This window comes from Pseudomonas sp. GM48 (assembly GCF_000282335.1).
Taxonomy (GTDB): domain Bacteria; phylum Pseudomonadota; class Gammaproteobacteria; order Pseudomonadales; family Pseudomonadaceae; genus Aquipseudomonas.
Genome location: NZ_AKJM01000006.1, coordinates 22,729 through 39,305, shown reverse-complemented (window position 1 = coordinate 39,305; position 16,577 = coordinate 22,729). Strand labels below are relative to the sequence as shown.

Here is a 16,577-nt window from a genome sequence, read left to right as displayed (position 1 = left end):
CATAAATCGCTTCTTCGGCGGTGCGCGGCGCCAGGCAGTCGCCGATGCGGCGAAACTCAACCAGCCCTTGCAGTTCGGCGCCCAGGGTATCCACCGGTTGATGGCCCTGGCACAACACCAGCGTATCGATGTTTTCCATCAGCATCGGTTCGCCACTGGCGGTGTGTTGCAGGTAGACGGTGTTGTCATCGCAGCCGTACAAGCGCGCATACGGTGTGATCGGCACGTCCAGTTTATGCAGTTCGCCGGCCAGTTGATCGCGTACGTACAGCGGCAGGTTTTCCCCGCAATGGGTGCCGTTGACCGCCAGTTGCACCTGATGCCCGGCGCGAACCAGACGTTCGGCGATGCCGGGGCCGATCCAGTCGCAGCGCCAGTCGACCACCACCACCGAGCGGCCGATCTGTACTTCATCGCGCAGCACTTGCCAGGCGTCCACCACCTGCAACTCACCGCCGCGTTCGAAGGGCGGCCAGTAAGGCTCGGCACCGGTAGCGACGATCACCATGTCCGGTTTTTCTCTTTCCACCAACGCACGGTCGACTCGGGTGTTGCGCACCACGCGCACGCCGGCCAGCTCCATTTCCCGCTGCAGGTTGGTGCTGGCACCGCCAAACTCACTGCGCCGTGGCAGCAACTGCGCGAGCAACACCTGACCGCCCAGTTGTGAACCGGCTTCGTACAGGGTCACGTCATGTCCACGCTGGGCCGCGACAGCGGCGGCTTTCATGCCGGCCGGGCCGCCGCCGGCGATCATGATGCGTTTGCGATTTATCGCTTGTCGGCGTTCAGCAAAAATCAGCTCGCGACCGGTTTCCGGGTGCTGGATGCAGGAAATCGGCAAGCCCTTGTGAAAGTGCCCGATGCACGCCTGATTGCAGGCGATGCAGGCGCGCACATCTTCAACGCGGCCGGTGTCGGTCTTGTTGGGCATTTGCGGATCGCAGATCAGTGCCCGGGTCATGCCGCAGACATCGGCCTGTCCCCGGGCCAGAATCAGTTCGGCTTCCTGGGGCTGGTTGATACGTCCGGTGACGAACAACGGAATGTTCAAACTTGCCTTGAACGTCCCGGCTTCCTTGGCCAGGTACGCCGCTTCTATCGCCATCGGCGGTACGATATGCACCGCGCCACCCAGCGACGCCGAAGTACCGGCGACGATGTGCACGTAATCGAGCTGCGTTTGCAACGACTGTACGGCGGCCAGGGATTCGTCTTCGGTCAGGCCTTCGGGGTCGCGCTCGTCGGCGGAAATGCGCAGGCCAATGATGAACTGCTCATCGGTCGCCGCACGCACGGCTTTGATGACTTCACGCAGGAAACGCAAGCGCTGCTCCAGCTCACCGTTGTAGCCATCGGTACGCCGGTTGACCCGCGGATTGATGAATTGCGCCGGCAGGTAACCGTGGCTGGCCACGACCTCGACGCCATCGATTCCAGCCTGATGCAGACGCCGGGCCGCAGCGGCATAACCGGCGACGATTTCGTCGATCATTGCCTGATCGAGTGCGCGGGGCATCACGCGGAAGCGTTCGTTGGGCACTGAGGATGCGGAGTAGGCCACCGCCAGCAGTCCATCACTGGACTCCATGATCTCCCGCCCCGGATGGAACACCTGGGACAACACCACGGTGCCGTGGGCATGGCAGGTTTGCGCCAGTTTGCGGTAGCCCTCGATGCACGCATCGTCGGTGGCCATCAGCACGTGGGAGGTGTAGCGCGCACTGTCATGCACGCCGGCCACTTGCAGCACGATCAGCCCGGCACCGCCTTCGGCACGTGCCCGGTGATAGGCGATCAATTGTTCATTGACCAGGTTGTCGGTGGGCATCGACGTATCGTGCCCGCTGGACATGATGCGGTTTTTCAGGCGCTTGCCACGGATCTCCAGGGGTTCGAACAGGTGCGCGAAGGCAGGTGTCGAGGTCGGCATGGTGCGGTTACTCCAGGCAGGCTGACCTGTAGGAGCGAGCTCGCTCGCGATGGACTTGAGGGCGACGTGTTCATCCAGACAACACGCGTAATCGTTAACGTCCATCGCGAGCAAGCTCGCTCCTACAGAGGTATCAGGTTTTCTGTGTTGTTATTTTAGCCTATAGAAATTTACCTTCAGTAAAAAATCAACTTGTTTTTTTACTTTGCCTTGCAGTAATTTCGTTTCGAGCCCGCTCCTGGGGCTTACCTCACAACAATAAAAAAGGGCCTGAGCGGCATCTGTCCGCCGGGCACCTGCAAGAGGAACCACTGATGACATCGAAAACGCTCAAGCACGGTTTTTATCCTTTGGTGCTGACCTGCGCCTTAGGTCTGGGCAACACCCAGGCAGCATCGGACATGGTGGTGGTCGGTTACGGCGGAGCCGGACAAAAAGCCCAGGACGTGGCGTTCTTTCAACCGTTCGCCGCCGTGGATCAAAGCAAAGTGATCCAGAGCGAATACAACGGCGAGATGGCCAAAATCAAAGTGATGGTCGACACCGGCAACGTCGACTGGGACGTGGTGCAGATCGAAGGCCCGGACTTGATGCGCGGCTGTGAGGAAGGCATGTACGAGCGGCTGGACTGGACCCGTCTGGGCCACGCCGACCAGTTGATCCCCGAAGCGGCACAGGAATGCGGGTCTGCGGCGCTGGTGTGGAGCGTGGCGATTGCCTACGACACCGACAAACTGGCCCAGGCCCCGACCTCGTGGGCAGACTTCTGGGACGTGAAGAAAACCCCCGGCAAACGTGGATTGCGTAAACGCGCGGTGTACAACCTGGAGTTCGCCTTGCTGGCGGACGGGGTCAAGACCGAAGACGTCTACAAAGTACTCGGCACCCCGCAAGGCGTGGACCGGGCATTTGCCAAACTCACTGAACTCAAGCCTTACATCCAGTGGTGGGAGGCCGGCGCGCAACCGCCGCAATGGCTGACCGCCGGCGATGTGGTGATGACTTCGACCTACAGCGGGCGCATCGCCGACGCCGCGCAGAAAGGCAGTCACCTTGGCCTGGTCTGGCCCGGCAGCCTGTACGGCATGGATTACTGGGCGATCATCAAGGGCTCCAGACATGTGGATCAGGCCAAGCGTTTCATCGCGTTCGCCAACCAGCCGGACGCCCAGGTCAACTACGTGCAGCAGATCCCTTACGGCCCGACCAACATCCAGGCCGCCGCACGGCTCGACGACAAGCTGGCGCAATGGGTGCCCACCGCGCCGCAGAACCTCAAGGGCGCGCTGTCGATGAACGTCGGCTTCTGGGTCGATCATGGGGAAGAGCTGGAAGAGCGCTTCAACGCCTGGGCCAGTAAATAAACGCGGATGGCTGGACGTGTCCAAGCGTCCAGCCTTACTGTCTGCCCAGCCGATCAGCCTGGAGAACCACGACCATGAACAACATCGCCAGCCACCTGGCCCCTGAGCGCAGCGCCACCGAGCAGCGCCTGCGTGAGGAACTGGCGGCCTGCTACCGCCTGATTGCGCACTTTCGCATGACCGATTTGATCTTCACCCACATCTCGGTGCGCATTCCGGGGCCGGAGCATCACTTTCTGATCAACCCGTACGGGCTGATGTTCGATGAGATCAGCGCGTCCAATCTGGTCAAGATCGACCTCGATGGCCACGCTGTGGAGTCGTCGCCGTACCCGGTCAATCCGGCCGGTTTTGTGATTCACAGTGCCATCCACGGTGCCCGTGAGGATGCGCAATGTGTGCTGCACACCCACACCAAATCCGGGTGCGCGGTGGCGGCGCTGAAGTGCGGGTTGTTGCCTGTGAACCAGATTTCCATGGAGTTCTATGGTCGCGTCGCTTATCACGACTACGAAGGCGTGGCGCTGGACCTCAGTGAGCAGCAACGGCTGGTGGCGGATTTGGGTGACAAATCGGTACTGATGCTGCGCAACCATGGGTTGCTGACGGTGGGCGAGACAGTGAGCCAGGCGTTCCTGCGCATGTACTACCTGGAAAAGGCCTGTGAAATCCAGTTGGCCGCGCAAGCTGCCGGTGAAGTTGTTCTGCCGTCGCATGAGGTCTGCGCGCATACCGAGCGGCAGTTCAATGATCCGGGGCGGCCGTTGGAAGAAGGCGAGTTGAACGATCCGGATGCCATGCAACTGGCCTGGGCTGCGTTGTTGCGGATGCTGGATCGGGTGGCGCCGGGGTATCGCGACTGATCCGGGTTCTGTGTTGTTTGAGCCGGCCTCTTCGCGAGCAAGCCCGCTCCCACAGGGGATTTGCGTCGTACGCTAAACCCTGTGGGAGCGGGCTTGCTCGCGAAGGGCGCGCCACGGTCTATAAGACTGGCAACTGACTGGAGAAATGGCCCGCTCTTGCTGTACAGTCGTTCAGCTCGCCGCCTGACCGCGTGAGCCCCAATGATTGAACCAAGGAGCGTGTCGCCCATGAACCAGGAAGCCCGTTTTTCCCGCATGGAACCGGAGTTGCGCAAAGCCAACCTGATCGAGGCGACGCTGGTGTGCCTCAAGCGTCACGGCTTCCAGGGCGCGTCGATCCGCAAGATTTCCGCCGAGGCCGGGGTCTCGGTGGGTTTGATCAGCCATCACTATTCCGGCAAGGATGAACTGGTGGCCGAAGCCTACATGGCAATCACCGGGCGGGTCATGACCCTGCTGCGCGATGCCATGGAGCAGGCTGCACCGAATGCCCGGGAGCGTTTGTCGGCGTTTTTCCGCGGTTCGTTTTCCGCCGAATTGCTCGATCCGCAACTGATCGATGCATGGCTGGCATTCTGGGGCGCAGTGAAAACCGCCGAGGCCATCAATCAGGCCCACGATCATTCCTATGGTGAGTATCGCGGCATCTTGCGCAAGGTGCTGGCGGAACTGGCGCAGGAGGAGGGCTGGGAAAATTTCGACGCTGACCTCGCCGCCATCAGCCTCAGCGCCTTGCTCGATGGCTTGTGGCTGGAGTCCGGGCTCAACCCCGGCACCTTCACCCCGGAACAGGGCATCCAGATTTGCGAGGCCTGGGTCGACGGTTTGCAGGCCGGCGGACGCCAGCGCTTTTGCGTACAGACGAGCGACTGTTGATCAGTCGTTCAGCACTGGATACTCTCTGGCGCCAATGCAGGAAAACACTCTAATAAGAAACTGGCCTTCGGGCCTGAGCCGGACACCAAGCGATGACTCCTCGGGTACTGATCGTCGATGACGATCCGCTGATTCGCGATCTGCTGCACGCCTACCTGTCCCAGGAAGGCTACGACGTTCACTGCGCCGCCACCGCGGAACTGGCGGAAACCTTTCTGGCCAGCCAGACCGTGGACCTGGTGATGCTCGACATCCGCCTGCCGGGCAAGGACGGCCTGACCCTGACCCGCGAGCTGCGGGTGCGCTCGGAAGTCGGGATCATCCTGATCACCGGGCGCAATGATGAAATCGACCGCATCGTCGGCCTCGAATGCGGCGCCGATGACTATGTGATCAAACCCCTCAATCCAAGGGAACTGGTGTCCCGGGCGAAAAACCTGATTCGCCGGGTACGTCATGCGCAAATACCACAACCGGCCGTTGCGCTGGCCAAACCGGTCAAGCAGTTCGCCGACTGGGCGCTGGACACCGACCGCCGTCGCCTGATCGATTCGTCCGGCAATGAAACCCTGCTGACCCACGGCGAGTACCAGTTGCTCAGTGTGTTCCTGCGCAACAGCGGCCACACCCTCAGCCGCGACCAGTTGATGGACCAGATCCGCAACCGCGAGTGGGTGCCCAACGACCGCTCCATCGACGTGTTGGTCGGGCGCCTGCGCCGCAAGTTGCACGACGATCCGGCCGAACCCCAATTGATCATCACCATTCACGGTGCCGGTTACCTGTTCACCGCCGGCGTGGCGGCCTGAACCTGATGGCGCGATGGCTTTGCCTGCTGGCGATGCTGGTGGCCGGCCATGCCGTCGCGGCGGACAAGGTTCGCTATTGCGATTACCCGGTGTACCCGCCGATCTCCTGGAGCGATGGCAAACAGGTGCGCGGCCTGGCACCGAGCGTGGTGAAAAACCTGTTTGGCCAGTTGGGTTACGAGGTCGAGATGGTCGTGCTGGGCAACTGGAAACGCTGCCTGCTGGACGCCGCCGAAGGCCGGGTCGATGTGGTGCTGGCCTACAGCACCGCGCAACGGGAGCAAAGCATGCTGTTCTCGACGGTGCCGGTACTGCGTGAGGAAGTGGCGCTGTTCATCAACCGTCAACACCCGGTGAAGTTCGAACAACTGGACGACCTGGCCCATTACCGCGGTGGCCTGTTGTTCGGCGAGAGCTACGGTGTGGAGTTCGATCGCATGGTCGCACGCAACAACAATATCGAATGGGTTTCCGACAGCCACCAGAACTTCGGCAAGCTGATTCGCGGGCGCATCGACTTCATTACCCAGGAGCGGCGCACCGGCCAGTTGTACGTGGAAAACCTGCCCGGCGGCCAGGACATCGTCGCCTTGCCCAAGGCATTGAGCGTGGACTATTTGCGGGTCGCCGTGTCACGGCGCTCGCCATTGGCCAAGCGCATGCCCGAGATCGATGCGCAATTGCAGCGCATGGTCGATGCCGGTGCCATCGAGCGCTGGCTCAACGAGAGCGAAGTAACCTACCGCGACATGATCCACCTGCCGGCGGATGCGCAATGATTCGTGCCCGGCCCGGTGGACTGCTGCGGCGCCTGCTGCTGTTCATTCTGCTATTCAGCCTGTGCTTCACCGTGCTGGCCAGCAGCGTGCAACTGTACATCGAGTATCGGCGGGAAATGCGCGACATCGATTCACGCATGGAGCTGATCCGCGCCGGCTACCTGGCCAGCCTCGAGCGCAGCCTCTGGGACTTGAACCAGGAACAGTTGAACGTGCAGTTGCGCGGTCTGGTGGACTTCTCAGACGTCGCGCGGGTGCACTTGACCAGCGCCGATTTCGACCTGCTACAGGGCAATCCGGATCCCACGGGACCGCTGCGTATCGAGCGTTTTGCCCTGGACTATCAGCCACCGTCCGGCCCATTGCGCAATCTGGGCGAACTGGAGGTCAGTACCGATCTGGGAGCGGTGTACCAGCGTCTCTACGCTACCGGGTTGACCAGCCTGTTGTGGATGGCGGTGTTTCTATGCGGTCTGGCCGTGGCGTTGTCGGGGTTGTTTTATCGACTGGTGACCCGGCACCTGAAAGTCATGGCCGAGTTTGCCCGGCGCATCGCCGCTGGTGAATGGCAGGAACCCCTGCACCTGGACAAGCGCCGCGGCAGTGACGAAATCGACACCGTGGCCCACGCCCTGGATGACATGCGCCGGGCGATCCTGCACGACATCGAGCGCCGGGAAACCGATCGCCTGGCCTTGCAGGACAACCGTGACGAACTGCTGAAAATGGTTGAGCGCCGTACCGCCAGCCTGATGCGTGCCAAAGACGATGCGGAAGCGGCCAACCTCGCCAAGTCGAGGTTTCTGGCGACCATGAGCCATGAACTGCGCACGCCCCTCAATGGCATCCTCGGCATGGCCGAATTGCTGCGCGGTGCGCGTCTGGATGCCCAGGACGGCAAACGCCTGGATGCCTTGCACAAGGCCGGCGAAGGCTTGCTGACGATCCTCAATGAAGTGCTGTACTTCGCCAAGCTGGAGGAGGGCGTCAGCCATCCCGAACCGGTGGATTTCTCGCTGCGCCAGTTGCTTGATGAAGTGCTGACACTGTTGGAACCGCGAGCGCTGAACAACGACACGATCCTGAGTTGCCGGGTCGATCAGCGAATTGCCGAACATCACCACGGCGCCGAGCAGTTCCTGCGCCAGGTGCTGAGCAACCTGCTGGCCAACGCGATCAAGTTCACCGAAGGCGGCGAAGTCAGCGTAGAGGTGGCACTTCTCAGCGAAACGGGCGAACAGACCGGGCAGCGGCTGCGGGTCAGCGTCACTGACGACGGCATCGGTATTGCCCCGGCGATGCAGGCGAAGATTTTCGAGCGTTTCACCCAGGCCAGTGAAGAAGTGGCCCAGCGTTTTGGCGGTACGGGGTTGGGGTTGGCGATCTGCAAACATCTGGTGGAGCAGATGGGCGGCTGCATCGGCGTGGACAGCGAAGTGGGGCGCGGCAGTTGCTTCTGGTTCGAGCTGTCCTTGCAGCCGGCCAGCGCTGCGGTTGAAGTCGCGCCGGTGCGGGCAGCGGGACCGGCACTGAACATCCTGGTGGTCGAAGACGTGGCGCTCAACCGCGAAGTGGCCAAGGGTTTGCTGCAACGGGACGGTCACCGGGTATGGCTGGCCGAAGAGGCGGAGCAGGCGCTGGAACTCTGCGCGGCGCAGGCTTTCGATCTGTTGCTGCTGGACGTGCATCTGCCGGGCATCAGCGGTGTTGAGTTGTGCCGACAGATCCGCAACATCGACGGGCCGAACCGCCACAGCCGTATCTTCGCCCTGACCGCCAGCGTGCAGCCGGCGCTGGTGCGCGGTTATCTGGAGGCCGGCATGGACGGTGTCCTGGCCAAGCCCTTGAAGCTGGAAAACCTGCGCCAGGTGCTGGAAGGGCATGCGTCCGTCGCCGAGTCGCTTCTGAGCGATGAGACAATGGATTGGCCGTTGTTGCAGACTCATCGCAACCTGCTCGGCGAGCAAAAGGTCCAGAGTCTGCTGGCAGTGCTGCGCGACTCGATCCTGCAGCACCGCGATGCGTTGAATGAAGCCATTGCCGCTGACGACTGCACCGAGGTCGCGCAACTGGCGCACCGTTTGGCCGGTAGCTGCGATTCGCTGGGTTTTCGCTCACTGGCCACGACGCTCAGGGCACTGGAGACGTTAGCCCTGGGCAACGATGAATCGGCGATCCGCCACATGAACCCCACGCTGGATGAGCAATTGCAACACGCGCTGCAGACCCTCAAAGGCCTGTTGCAGAGCTGACGTACAAGTTTGTTACGACTTTGTACAACTTCGATCCTTACGGTCAACGCGAACTTACATGGCTTTCCAATAATCGACGCAACCGCCGCAGCGCGGTCTTCGAAGCTTATTGGAGATAATAATAATGAATTGCCGTAAAGCTGATCCCTCCCTGCGCCGTGACGTCCTGTCGCGCGCTGCTCACCTCATCGACTGCTGAGGTGCCGACATGAACGAAAACACTGATCGTAAAGGCATACAGCTGACCCGTGCCCTCAAGAGCCGGCACATTTTCATGTTGTCCCTGGGCGGCGTCATCGGCACCGGGTTGTTCATGGGCTCCGGCGTGACCATCAACCAGGGCGGGCCGGTCGGGGCGATTCTGGCTTACCTGGTCGCGGGTTTCCTGATGTACCTGGTGATGGTCTGCCTGGGTGAACTGTCGGTGCAGATGCCGGTGTCCGGTTCGTTCCAGACCCATGCCACCAAATACATCGGCCCGGCCACCGGGTTCATGATCGGCTGGGTGTACTGGATGAGTTGGGCCACCACTGTCGGTTTGGAATTCACTGCGGCCGGCATGCTGATGACGCGCTGGTTCCCGACGGTGCCGATCTGGTACTGGTCGGCACTGTTCGTGGTGGTGCTGTTCGGCATCAATGCCTTGGCGACCCGCGCTTTCGGTGAAGCGGAATACTGGTTCTCGGGGATCAAGGTCGCGGCGATTCTCGGTTTCATCGTGGTTGGCGTGCTGGTGATTTTCGGCGTAATGCCCCTGAGCAGTGGTGCACCCGCGCCGATGATGACCAACCTGATCGGTGATTCGCTGTTCCCCAATGGCCTGTCAGCAGTGTTCGCGGTGATGATGACCGTGGTCTACGCGTTCCAGGGTTGCGAGATCATGGGCGTGGCCGCCGGTGAAACCGATCAGCCGGAAAAAAGCATTCCCCGCGCCGTACGCAACGTGGTGTTCCGCGTGCTGATTTTCTATGTGCTGGCGATTGTCGTGCTGTCGGCCATCGTGCCTTGGCAGCAGGCGGGTTTGATGGAAAGCCCGTTCGTGCAGGTATTCGACATGGTTGGCATTCCTTACGCCGCCGACCTGATGAACTTCGTGATCCTCACCGCGATCCTGTCGGTGGGCAACTCCGGCCTGTATGCCTCGACACGCATTCTGTGGGCGATGTCAAAAACCGGTATGGCGCCAAAAAGTCTTTCGCCATTGAGCAAGCGCGGCGTGCCATTGCGCGCCTTGAGCATCACCTTGTGCTTCGCGCTGGTGTCGCTGATGACCAGTTTCGTCGCCGCCGACACCTTGTTCATGGTGCTGATGGCGGTGAGCGGCATGTCCGGCACCGTGACCTGGATTGTCATCGCGCTGGCGCAATACAAGTTCCGCAAGGCGTATCTGCGTGACGGCGGCAAACTCAGCGACCTGAAGTACCGTGCGCCGTGGTTCCCGGTATTGCCGCTGATGTGTATCACGCTGTGCTGCTCGTTGTTCGTGTTCCTGGCCCTGGATGAAACCCAGCGTCCGTCGCTGTATTGGGGCTTTGGATTCGTTGCGCTGTGCTATGGCGCGTACTTCCTGATTCATCGCAAGCGTCAGGGCGTGTTGGCACCGAGCTTGCCGACTGCCTGATCCCTTGAACTAAACACTTCCCCCCTGTGGGAGCGGGCTTGCTCGCGAAAGCGGAGTGTCAGTCACCATCAATGTTGACTGACAGGGTCTCTTCGCGAGCAAGCCCGCTCCCACAGTTGTTTTGTGGTGGGCGTAGGCAGTTGTTCGAAGTTGTAACAGCGACAGAGTCCAATGTCCGCCAATCAAAAATAAACTCAATAAAACCAATACGTTATCTATTTTTTCAGGCTGTTACAGCCCATCCCGCATGCTGATTGCCGTCTTACTGAACACTCGTTTAGTATGGCCTCAAGTCGCATCACCTCAGACCAATCACAATAATTCGAGGATTCCCATGACCACTCAATCGTCGCTGCTCAGCCAGGTCGAAGCAGGCGCTGCCTGGATCACCCTCAATCGCACTGCCCAGCGCAATGCGCTGGACATTCCGACGCTGAAAAACCTGCACACCTTGCTCGACGGTTTCAATGCCGATCCAGCGGTGCGTGTGGTGGTATTGACGGGCAGTGGCCGCAGCTTCTGCGCTGGCGCCGACCTCGACGAATGGGCCGATGCCGAAGCCCGGGGCGCGCTGGAAACCTACGGCTGGACCGAAACCGCCCACGCCCTGATGACCCGCCTGCACAGTCTGGAAAAACCGACCATCGCCGCCATCAATGGCACCGCCGTCGGCGCCGGGATGGACCTGACCCTGTGCTGCGACCTGCGCATTGCCGGCCAGTCGGCACGCTTCAAGGCCGGCTACACCAGCATGGCGTACTCGCCGGATGCCGGCGCCAGTTGGCACCTGCCACGCCTGATCGGCAGCGAACAGGCCAAGCGTCTGCTGTTCCTCGACGAATTGTGGGGCGCGGACCGTGCCCTGAGTGCCGGCCTGGTCGGTGAAGTCTGCGCTGATGATCAGCTGCTGACCGTAGCCAGTGAACTCGCTGCACGCCTGGCCAGCGGGCCGACCTTCGCCTTCGCCCAGACCAAAAAACTCATGCGCGAAGGCGCCGAACGCAGCCTGGCGGAACAACTGCAGGCCGAGCTCGCCGCCGGCCTGTTGTGCGGTCGCAGCGAAGACGGCAACGAAGCCCTGCGCGCCGCCATGGAAAAACGTCCGGCACGTTTCGTCGGCCGTTGATTCCCACACTTCTTTCAGTACACGAACAACAGGTAGCAGCATGAATTTCCAACTGACCCAAGAACAAGAAATGTTGGTGGACTCGGTACGCAGCTTCGTCGAGAAGGAACTGCTGCCCTATGAAGAGCAAGTCGACCGCGCCGACGAGGTCTCCCCGGAACTGGCGGCGCAGATTCGCGGCAAGGCGATCGCCGCCGGGTTCTACGCCTTCAACATGCCCGAAGAAGTGGGCGGCGGTGGCCTGGACTACCTGTCCCAGGCGCTGATCGAACGTGAACTGTCGAAGGTCTCCTGGGCGCTGCACGTGTTTGTCGCGCGGCCGTCGAAAATCCTCATGGCCTGTACCGGCGACCAGATCAACGACTACCTGTTGCCGTGCATCCAGGGCGAGAAAATCGACTGCTTCGCCCTGACCGAGCCGGGTGCCGGTTCCGATGCCAATGCGATCAAGACCCGCGCCGTGCGTGAAGGCGACGACTTCATTCTCAATGGCAGCAAGCATTTCATCAGCCACGCCGGGCATGCCGATTTCGCCATCGTCTTCGCCGTGACCGACACCTACGAACACAACGGCAAAAAGCGTAACGCCGTGACCTCGTTCCTGGTCGACCGCAACACCCCGGGCATGACCATTCGCCGTGGGCCGAAGTGCGTGAGCAACCGTGGTTACCACACCTTCGAAATGTTCTTCGACGACTGTCGTGTGCCGGCCAGCAAAGTGCTGGGCGAAGTCGGCAAAGGCTGGGATGTGGCCAACGCCTGGCTGACTGCCGGGCGGGTAATGGTTGCGGCCAACTGCGTCGGTCAGGCCCAGCGCGCACTGGATGTGTCGCTGCAATGGGCAGCGGACCGCAAGCAATTCGGCCAGCCCATCGGTACTTACCAGGGCGTGTCATTCAAATTGGCCGACATGGCCACGCAAATTCGCGCCGCCGAACTGCTGACCCTGCACACCGCGTGGAAAATGGATCAGGGCACCATGACCGATGGCGAGGCCGGCATGGCCAAGCTGTTCGCCAGTGAAGTGCTCGGCCGTACCGCCGATGAAGCGGTACAGATTTTCGGCGGCATGGGCCTGATGGACGAAGGTCCGGTGGAGCGCATCTGGCGTAACGCACGGATCGAACGGATCTGGGAAGGCACTTCGGAAATCCAGCGCCACATCATTTCCCGCGAGCTGCTGCGGCCGCTGCTGCGCTGATCGGACCGGAGAACAACCATGTCCCAGAAAATTCGTGACAACCTCAAACGCATGCTTGCGCCGCAGCACGTCGCGTTTGTCGGTGGCCGCAGCATGGCGCGCGCCCTCAAGCGTTGTGCCGAAGGTGGCTACCAAGGGCAAATGTGGCTGGTCAATCCACAGCACGACAGCCTTGAAGGTGTGCCGTGCGTGCGCAGCGTTGCCGAGCTGCCTTGCGGCCCGGACGCTGTGTTCATCGCCACCAACCGCGAACTGACGCTAACCTGCGTGGCCGAACTGGCCGCCGTCGGCGCCGGCGGCGCGATCTGCTACGCCTCGGGTTTCGCCGAAACCGGCGCCGAAGGCCAGGCCCTGCAACAGCAATTGCTCAAGGCCGCTGGCGACATGGCCTTGCTTGGCCCCAACTGCTACGGCCTGCTCGACTACCTGCACAGCTCCGCGCTGTGGCCGGTGGCCCACGGCGGCAAAGCGGTGGAGAAGGGCGTGGCGGTGCTGACCCAGAGCGGCAACTTCGCCTACAACCTGTCCATGAGCGACCGTTCGCTGCCAGTGGCCTACATGGCTTCGGTCGGCAATCAGGCGCAACTGGGCGTGGCTGAATTGATGGACGTGCTGCTCGACGAGCCGCGGGTCACCGCCATCGGCCTGCACCTTGAAGGGCTGAAAAACGTCCCGGGTTTCGCCCGCGCCGCACATAAGGCACTGGAGAAGGGCATCCCGATCATTGCACTGAAAACCGGCGTGTCGCAGATCGGCGCCGAACTGGCCTTGAGTCACACCAGTTCGCTGTCCGGCTCCGATGCGCTGTACGACACGCTGTTCGACCGTCTCGGCGTGATTCGCGTCAGCGGCCCGGTGAGTTTTGTAGAAACCCTGAAAGCCGCCGCTTGCGGCAACCTGCCGGCAGGCAATAGCCTGATCGCGCTGGCCTGTTCCGGCGGCGACGCAGGGCTGATTGCCGACTACGCCGAACGCAACGACCTGGGCCTGCCGAAACTCGATCAAGGACAGGTCGGCGAACTCGCGCAAGTGCTGCCGAGCTACGCCAACCTGGTCAATCCGCTGGACTTCACCACGGCCATCTGGGGCGACGGCGAAGCCTTGAACCGCATGCTCGACAGTGCCCTGCGCACCGAAGCCGATGCGGCGATGCTGGTACTCGACTACCCGTCTGAGTTCACCGGCGAGCGCAAGGAATGTGACCTGCTGCTGGAGCTGTACTGCGCAGCACTGCAACGTCACGGCAAGACCGGTTTTGTCACCTCGGCGTTCCCCGAGTTGCTGCCGGCCCATGCTCGTGAACGTTTGCACGCACAAGGCGTCGCGGCCTTGCAGGGCGTTGAAGACGGATTGGCCGCGTGGGGCCGCATCGCCGGTTATCAACGCAATCGCCAGGCTTTGTTGGCTTTGGGTGAATCGGCACTGGTGCCGCTGTGCCCGCACGCGCTGGAAGGCGAAGGGCACTTGCTCAATGAATGGGATTCCAAACAGGCGTTGAAAGCCTTTGGCCTGCCGACGCCAAACGGCGTGTTGAGCACCCCGGAGCAAGCCCTGAAGGATGCCGAATCACTGGGCTATCCGCTGGTCTTGAAAGCCGTTAGCGCACAGCTGCCGCACAAGACCGAGGCCGGTGCCGTGGCGCTGAACCTCAAGGATGGCGCGGCATTGAGCGCTGCACTGGAGAAGATGCGCGCCAGCATTGCCGCTTACGCGCCAGGCGTAGCGTTCGATCAGCTTTTGCTGGAGCCAATGGCCAAACCGCCACTGGCCGAACTGATCGTCGGCATCAAACGCGAAAACGATTTCGGCCTCGCGCTGGTGATCGGTGCCGGCGGCATTCTGGTGGAGTTGCTCAAGGACAGTCGCAGCCTGTTGCTGCCGACCACCGACGGCGCCATCCGCAATGCCCTGCTCAGCCTGCGCAGCGCGCCGTTGCTGCAAGGTTTCCGTGGTCGCGAGTCTGCAGACCTAGAGGCCCTGGTGACCGCCATCCGCGCCGTGGCCGATTACGCCTGCGAGAACGCCGCACAGTTGCTGGAACTCGATGTGAACCCATTGTTGGTCGGTGCCCAAGGCACAACTGCGGTCGATGCGTTGATTCGCCTCGGTCAGGAGTGAGGACATGAATATGCAAAGCAAAACGTTGACCGGTGGCCAGGCCCTGGTGCGTCTGTTGGCCAACTACGGCGTCGATACCGTGTTCGGCATCCCCGGCGTACACACCCTGGAGCTGTATCGCGGCTTGCCCGGCAGTGGCATCCGCCACGTCTTGACCCGCCATGAACAGGGCGCCAGCTTCATGGCCGACGGCTATGCCCGGGTCAGCGGCAAACCTGGCGTGTGCTTCGTCATCACTGGCCCCGGCGTGACCAACGCCGCCACCGGTATTGGCCAGGCCTACGCCGACTCGATTCCGATGCTGGTGATTTCCAGCGTCAACCACAGCGCCAGCCTCGGCAAGGGCTGGGGCAGCCTGCACGAGTGTCAGGATCAACGGGCGATGACGGCGCCGATTACCGCGTTCTCCGCAGTGGCGCTGACCGCCGAAGACCTTCCCGAGCTGATCGCCCGTGCCTACGCGGTGTTCGACAGCGAGCGCCCGCGCCCGGTGCACATCTCGGTGCCGCTGGACGTGCTGTCGGCGCCAATTGCCCGTGACTGGAGCAATGAGGTGGTGCGTCGTCCGGGGCGTGGTCCGGCATCTGCCAATGCGCTGGATCAAGCCGTGGCCAAGCTCAATGGTGCGAAACGACCGATGATCATCGCCGGTGGTGGTGCACTCAATGCCGTGCAGGAACTGAGTGAACTCAGCACGCGTCTCGCTGCGCCACTGTTCACCAGCGTCGCCGGCAAGGGTCTGCTGCCACCGGATGCACCACTCAATGCCGGTTCCTCCCTGTGTGTGGAACCGGGCTGGAACCTGATCGCCAAGGCCGACGTGGTGCTGGCGGTCGGCACAGAAATGGCCGACACCGACTACTGGCGCGAACGCCTGCCGCTCAACGCTGAACTGCTGCGGGTGGATATCGACCCGCGTAAATTCAACGACTTCTACCCCTGCGCGGTGGCGTTGCATGGCGATGCACAACAAACCCTCAGTGGTTTGCTTGAGCGCTTGCCGTCCGACGTGCGCGACGCCAGCGCCGCGGTTGCCTCGGTCACTGCACTGCGTAAAGCGGTCAAGGCCAGTCATGGCCCGTTGCAGTCCATCCATCAATCGATTCTCGAGCGTATTGCGGCGGAGCTGCCGGAAAACGCCTTCATCAGTACCGACATGACCCAACTGGCCTACACCGGCAACTACGCCTTTGACAGCCTGGCCATCCGCAGCTGGTTGCATCCGACCGGCTACGGCACCTTGGGTTACGGCCTGCCGGCCGGGATCGGCGCCAAGTTCGGCGCGCCGCAGCGGCCCGGCCTGGTGCTGGTGGGCGACGGTGGTTTCCTCTACACCGCCCAGGAACTGGCGACCGCCGTCGAAGAGTTGGACAGCCCGCTGGTGGTGCTGCTGTGGAACAACGACGCGCTGGGGCAAATCCGCGACGACATGCTTGGCCTCGACATCGAGCCCATCGGCGTATTGCCACGCAACCCGGATTTCGCCGCCCTGGGTCGTGCGTTCGGCTGCACCGTGACGCAGCCGCAAAACCTGACGGAGTTGCAGGCTGACTTGCGCCACGGCTTCAAGCGCAACGGCGTGACCCTGATCGAACTCAAGCACGCCTGTGCGCACTGATCTGTATTTTAAGGGGA

The 16,577-nt window shown here is 61.8% G+C and carries 12 protein-coding genes; 11 read left to right on the top strand and 1 reads right to left on the bottom strand.

The features are described from left to right. The coding region (locus PMI28_RS27240; protein ID WP_033063028.1) for an oxidoreductase at positions 1-1,933 on the bottom strand (1,933 nt) is incomplete at its 3' end. A 314-nt stretch (positions 1,934-2,247) separates the two neighbouring features. Between PMI28_RS27240 and PMI28_RS27245 the strand changes: the two genes are divergently transcribed. The 11 genes from PMI28_RS27245 (at position 2,248) to PMI28_RS27295 (ending at position 16,560) form a co-directional block, all read left to right on the top strand. Next, entirely contained in the window at positions 2,248-3,297 is a 1,050-nt protein-coding gene (locus PMI28_RS27245) for an ABC transporter substrate-binding protein (protein ID WP_007981567.1), read from the top strand. Between the two features lie 74 nt (positions 3,298-3,371). Beyond that, entirely contained in the window at positions 3,372-4,160 is a 789-nt protein-coding gene (locus PMI28_RS27250; RefSeq protein ID WP_007981566.1) for a class II aldolase/adducin family protein, read from the top strand. Between the two features lie 228 nt (positions 4,161-4,388). Next, positions 4,389-5,036 (top strand): TetR family transcriptional regulator C-terminal domain-containing protein, encoded by a 648-nt coding sequence (locus tag PMI28_RS27255; protein ID WP_007981565.1) that lies wholly within the window; start codon positions 4,389-4,391, stop codon positions 5,034-5,036. A 92-nt stretch (positions 5,037-5,128) separates the two neighbouring features. Continuing rightward, positions 5,129-5,845, top strand: coding sequence for a response regulator (locus PMI28_RS27260; protein WP_007981563.1), 717 nt, complete (start codon positions 5,129-5,131; stop codon positions 5,843-5,845). Positions 5,846-5,850: 5 nt separating this feature from the next. Continuing rightward, positions 5,851-6,624: a substrate-binding periplasmic protein gene (locus PMI28_RS27265; protein WP_007981561.1), complete on the top strand. Its 774-nt coding sequence runs from the start codon at positions 5,851-5,853 to the stop codon at positions 6,622-6,624. Further along, positions 6,621-8,876 (top strand): hybrid sensor histidine kinase/response regulator, encoded by a 2,256-nt coding sequence (locus PMI28_RS27270; RefSeq protein WP_007981558.1) that lies wholly within the window; start codon positions 6,621-6,623, stop codon positions 8,874-8,876. Before PMI28_RS27265 ends, PMI28_RS27270 begins: the two co-directional genes overlap by 4 nt. Before the next feature lie 208 nt (positions 8,877-9,084). Then, positions 9,085-10,497 (top strand): amino acid permease, encoded by a 1,413-nt coding sequence (locus PMI28_RS27275; RefSeq protein WP_007981556.1) that lies wholly within the window; start codon positions 9,085-9,087, stop codon positions 10,495-10,497. A gap of 334 nt (positions 10,498-10,831) precedes the next feature. Beyond that, the gene (locus PMI28_RS27280; protein WP_007981554.1) at positions 10,832-11,623 is read left to right on the top strand and encodes an enoyl-CoA hydratase/isomerase family protein; all 792 of its coding nucleotides are present in this window, start codon (positions 10,832-10,834) and stop codon (positions 11,621-11,623) included. A 40-nt stretch (positions 11,624-11,663) separates the two neighbouring features. After that, positions 11,664-12,824, top strand: coding sequence for an acyl-CoA dehydrogenase family protein (locus tag PMI28_RS27285; RefSeq protein WP_007981552.1), 1,161 nt, complete (start codon positions 11,664-11,666; stop codon positions 12,822-12,824). Positions 12,825-12,842: 18 nt separating this feature from the next. After that, positions 12,843-14,942, top strand: a complete 2,100-nt coding sequence (locus PMI28_RS27290; RefSeq protein WP_007981550.1) for an acetate--CoA ligase family protein — start codon at positions 12,843-12,845, stop codon at positions 14,940-14,942. A 10-nt stretch (positions 14,943-14,952) separates the two neighbouring features. Then, positions 14,953-16,560, top strand: a complete 1,608-nt coding sequence (locus tag PMI28_RS27295) for a 5-guanidino-2-oxopentanoate decarboxylase (protein ID WP_033063030.1) — start codon at positions 14,953-14,955, stop codon at positions 16,558-16,560. Positions 16,561-16,577: the final 17 nt, after the last annotated feature.